This window comes from Vibrio sp. V33_P6A3T137 (assembly GCF_009904835.1).
GTDB lineage: Bacteria > Pseudomonadota > Gammaproteobacteria > Enterobacterales > Vibrionaceae > Vibrio > Vibrio metschnikovii.
In genome coordinates, this window is record NZ_WXWK01000175.1 from 1 (window position 1) to 5,222 (window position 5,222).

Genomic DNA, 5,222 nt, shown 5'->3' on the forward strand with positions numbered 1-5,222 from the left:
TAGGCGCTTGACCTTATGCTGACAAAGCCTTTTACTTAATAAGTCAGTGACTGAAAATAGAATAACAACGGTAACTTACCATGAAAGCCATGCTCTCTCAGCCGTACCCACTCGGTGCGACACTCGATAACGATGGATGCAATTTTGCTGTCTTCGCCCCCGCTAACAAAGATATTGTGTTAGCACTTTTTCATGTCGATGGCAGCTACCAAACCCATCCTTTGGATCACGAATATGCCGGTATCCAGCACACCTACGTGGAAGGCGTTAAGGCAGGACAACGTTACGGTTTTATTACTCAAGTCGAAGGCGAGCTATTTTATCTGTCTGACCCTTACGCTCAGGCCTTAGATGGCCCACTGACCTATCAGCCGCCGTTAACACCAAATGGTAGTTTTGATTTGCCCAAATGTGTCGTGGTCGATGATCAATTTGACTGGCAAGGCGTGCAACGCCCTAAACGGCCACGTGATGAGATGGTTATTTTTGAAACCCATGTCAAGGGGCTGACTAAACTCAATCCTAATGTCCCTAAATCACAACGCGGTACTTATTTAGGGTTAATTAGTGAACCAATGCTGACCTTTTATCAGCAACAAAATATCAATACATTGCAACTGCTACCCATCGCCGCCTGTATGCATGAGCCTCACCTACTCGAAATGGGTAAAGTCAATTACTGGGGCTATAACCCATATTTATTTATGGTGCCGGACCCACGTTACGCCAAAAGTGATGCGGTACAGGAATTGAAAACCGTGATCCGCGAACTGCATAAACAAGGCATCGAAGTGATTTTGGATGTCGTTTATAACCATACGGCTGAGGGCGGTGAAGGGGGTGCCGTTTTTAATCTGAAAGGGCTAGATCCTAATTACTACCTCAAGCACGGCTCAATGTACGCTAATTTTACCGGATGCGGCAATACACTTAACCTCACTTATCAGCCCACCTTAAATCTTGTCATGGATACTTTGCGCTATTGGGTCAATGAGTATCAGATTGATGGTTTTCGTTTCGATTTAGCCGCCACGTTGGGGCGTGATGGCGATAATTTTAGTCGTGAAGCCGCGTTCTTTAAAGCCGTAGCTCAAGACCCTGTATTACAACAAGTGAAGTTGATTGCCGAGCCATGGGATATTGGTCCAAATGGTTATCAAGTCGGTAATTTTCCTTTTGGCTGGAATGAAACTAACGATAAATTACGAGATATTGCGCGAAGTTTTTGGCGTGGCGATCAAGGCTTTTTAAAAGAGTTTGCCACACGAATCATGGGTTCACGCGATTTATACAGCGCATCACAGTGGCCCTATAAATTAACCGTCAACTACATCACCTATCATGACGGCTTTACTTTGCAAGATTTGGTTTCTTACAAACATAAACACAATGAAGCCAATGGCGAACAAAATCGTGATGGTCATGGTGATAATCGCTCGGATAACTATGGTTTCGAAGGTGATACCGACAATATGGTCATTCGTACCATTCGTGAGCGACAAAAACGTAATTTTATGGCCAGTTTATTGTTTGCATTTGGGATCCCCCATATTCTTACTGCGGATGTCGTCTCACATACTCAGCAAGGTAATAACAATGCTTATTGCCAAGATAACGACATCAGTTGGTTAAACTGGCAATTGACGGAACGTAAAGAATATTTCAGACAATGGCTCGGTGAAATGGTTGCTGCTCGTCAGCGTTATATGGTGCCGTTTATTCGCGCCTTCAGTGGTGAAACTCGCAATTCAAACCGCGTTTTTTGGCGACGTAATGACGGTACATTAATGGAGCAGGATGACTGGAATCAACGTAACTCGGTAATACTGCATATTGGCATTGGTGATCATGGCCAAGAGCTCGCTTATTTGATTAATCAAACCAACGCTAATACACGCTTCACACTGCCAGGAGAAACGGATCAAGAATGGTGTGTGATCTGTGATACGAATATGCGCACCGTACATCAAGACTCGGTAAAAGATGAGGTTGTCCTCCTTCCCATGTCGATGGCGATTTTGCACAGCCATCCGCGGAAAAAATCGCACAAATAGCCTCTAGCAAGTAGGTGTTCATCGGCTCGACCACCTACTTGCTGTCGATAATAGCGATTTTGATCTCCCACACCACTTCTGTTATAACAGCGCTTCCTCATTGATGTCCCCTATTTATTAGAAACGCTATTTCTCCCAAACTATAGAGCGTAGATTAAGGTTTTTGCATGTATAAACGATTTGAAAGTTTGACCGATGCTTTCCCCAAACAAGAGCCACAGCGCCCACCCAATACCTTGTGGGCTTTTTGCTTACACTACACCAAAGGTTTTGAAAAACCGTTGATCACTATGGCGCTGTTAAGCACTTTAATCGCTGTCATTGAAGTATCTTTATTTGGTTTTATGGGACACTTAGTCGACTGGCTATCCACCAGCCAGCCAGAGACATTTCTCAGTGAGAATCGCAATACACTGATAGGTCTAGGGCTGCTCCTTTTAGTGGGAATGCCGCTGCTCGTTTCGGTGTATTCATTATTAATTCATCAGACCATGCTGGGTAACTATCCGATGTCGATTCGCTGGCTCGCACATCGTTACTTACTCAAACAAAGCCTCTCTTTCTATCAAGATGAATTTTCCGGTCGCATTGCCACGAAAGTGATGCAAAGCGCTTTAGCGGTACGTGAAACGGTCATGAAGACATTGGATGTCTTTGTCTACGTGATTGTTTATTTCTCAGCCATGCTGTTTATTTTAGCTCAAGCCGATTGGCGACTCATGCTGCCGATGTTGCTCTGGCTTACCGCTTATATCGCGATTCAAGTGCACTACGTGCCGAAATTAAAAAAAATCTCTACCGAGCAAGCCGATGCTCGGTCGCTAATGACCGGGCGAATTGTTGACAGTTATACCAATATCATGACCGTAAAACTGTTTTCTCATAGCCGACGTGAAACCGATTATGCCGAGCAAGGTATGGAAGGGTTTCTCGATACGGTGCACCGCCAAATGCGCTTAGTGACCGGTTTTAATATTTGCGTCGAAATCGCCAATTATGTCTTGGTATTTACGATTGCTGCTATGTCGATCTATTTATGGATGGGCAGCGCGATCACTGTTGGAGCAATTGCGATTGCCATCAGTTTAGCGCTGCGTATCAACGGCATGTCAAAATGGATCATGTGGGAAGTTGGCGCTCTATTTGAAAACATGGGCACGGTGGTCGATGGCATGAAAATGCTTTCTAAACCGATTGCGATTGAAGACAGCCCTAATGCCCAAACCTTGCAAGTACGTGAAGGGAAAATCGAGTTCGAAAACGTCAGTTTTCATTATGGTGAAAATAAAGGGGTGATCAATCACCTCAACCTGACCATTAAACCTGGAGAAAAAGTTGGCCTCGTCGGTCGCTCCGGAGCTGGGAAATCAACGTTGGTTAATCTCTTGCTACGCTTTCACGATGTAGAAGGTGGCGCTATCAAAATCGACGGTCAAAATATTGCAGAAGTGACTCAAGACTCATTGCGCGCAGCCATTGGTATGGTGACGCAAGATACTTCTTTGCTCCATCGTTCGATTCGTGAAAATATCTTATACAGCAACCCCAATGCTTCGGAAGAAGCGATGTTAAGAGCCACACGTCAGGCGCATTCTCATGAGTTTATTGAAACTTTAACCGACCCATTTGGTAACGTCGGTTATGATGCACAGGTTGGCGAACGTGGCGTTAAGCTCTCAGGTGGACAGCGTCAGCGGATTGCCATATCGCGAGTGCTACTTAAAGATGCGCCACTGCTGGTGTTGGATGAGGCCACCTCAGCGCTCGATTCAGAAGTCGAAGCCGCCATTCAAGAAAGCCTCAATAAGCTGATGCAAAATAAAACCGTGATTGCGATTGCCCATCGGCTATCGACTATTGCCGCTATGGATCGCTTGATTGTACTCGATAAAGGACACATTGTTGAACAAGGCACTCATCAAGAGTTGATTCAACAAAATGGCATCTATGCACAACTCTGGGCACATCAGACTGGCGGTTTTATTGGTGGTGAAGAAGACGATTTGGCGTAATCGATAGGTATAAAGTGAGTACTTCCTATCATCATCGTTATGAATGTTGGCTGCCTCCCATGCAACCAACGTTCATACGACGTCGACTCAACAATATTAGCTAATTTTTTCTATCTCTTTCGTCCCTTTGGGACATTTCATTTTGGTGTAACTTTATCATGAACAACAAAAGCATTATGACCAACCTCATTGCCTTACTGGTATTAATCGGTGGTTATTACTTCTCTTATCCTATGATGTTTAGTGCAGGATTATTCGCTTTTTCTGGTGCGGTGACCAACTGGCTAGCCATTCATATGTTATTTGAAAAAGTGCCTTTTCTTTATGGTTCAGGGGTTATCCCTGCGCGATTCGATGATTTTAAACACGCGATTAAGACCCTGATGATGGAGCAGTTTTTTACTGATACGAATATTGAGCGTTTTCTCAATCAAGAAATGAGCAGTTCGCAATCCATCAATCTTGAACCGGTAATTGCTCAGGTTGACTTTAATCCAGCGTTTGATTCCTTGGTTGAGGTGATTCAGCAATCTTCCTTTGGTGGAATGCTGGCTATGTTTGGCGGTGCCGACGCACTGCAACCGCTTAGAGCTCCTTTTGTTGAAAAGATGCAAGCGTCCATGTTCGACATCAGTCAGAGCGATTCCGTGAAAAACGCCTTAAAAGCCCAGCTTGAGTCTCCGGCGATGCTGGATGAAATCAAAGCCAATATCGAGCAGATCATCAATCAACGTTTGCACGAGTTAACACCACAAATGGTTAAAGAAATTGTCCAGAAAATGATTAAACAACATTTAGGCTGGCTCGTTGTATGGGGCGGAGTATTTGGCGGTTTAATTGGTGTCGTGGCCGGTGCACTATAGGCCATTAATACTCGAAAAAAATGGGCGTAATGCCTAATGCCAGTCAGTTAAGCTGACTGGCTTTCTTTTTATTGGGGTATTTCTTTGCCTTTGGTTTTATTGCTCTCGGATATATCCGCTCTTCTCGTTTAATGGGCAAGACATGGTGTATCGCCTCTTCCTGCAAGTGAGTAATGCGCTTAGGGATTGTTCCCGCCGACTCCAACCAGAACCCCAAAATTACGTGAATAATAGAGTGAGCACACGTTGTGAAGCTCAGTTGGTTGGGGTAGATGCCAGGCACAGCTTTAGCC

The 5,222-nt window shown here is 44.6% G+C and carries 3 protein-coding genes and 1 pseudogene; 3 read left to right on the forward strand and 1 reads right to left on the reverse strand.

The window, feature by feature from the left end; translation table 11 throughout:
* The first annotated feature begins 80 nt into the window (after positions 1-80).
* The 3 genes from glgX to CAG60_RS16310 all read left to right on the forward strand — a co-directional run bounded on the left by glgX (position 81) and on the right by CAG60_RS16310 (position 4,929).
* The gene (gene glgX, locus CAG60_RS16300) at positions 81-2,054 is read left to right on the forward strand and encodes a glycogen debranching protein GlgX (protein ID WP_158145267.1); all 1,974 of its coding nucleotides are present in this window, start codon (positions 81-83) and stop codon (positions 2,052-2,054) included.
* A gap of 167 nt (positions 2,055-2,221) precedes the next feature.
* Entirely contained in the window at positions 2,222-4,066 is a 1,845-nt protein-coding gene (locus CAG60_RS16305; protein ID WP_161439433.1) for an ABC transporter ATP-binding protein, read from the forward strand.
* Positions 4,067-4,224: 158 nt separating this feature from the next.
* Positions 4,225-4,929: a DUF445 domain-containing protein gene (locus CAG60_RS16310; protein ID WP_161439434.1), complete on the forward strand. Its 705-nt coding sequence runs from the start codon at positions 4,225-4,227 to the stop codon at positions 4,927-4,929.
* A gap of 43 nt (positions 4,930-4,972) precedes the next feature.
* Here the strand turns inward: CAG60_RS16310 and CAG60_RS16315 are convergent.
* Positions 4,973-5,222 (reverse strand): annotated as a pseudogene (locus tag CAG60_RS16315) (IS4 family transposase); the annotation flags it as partial.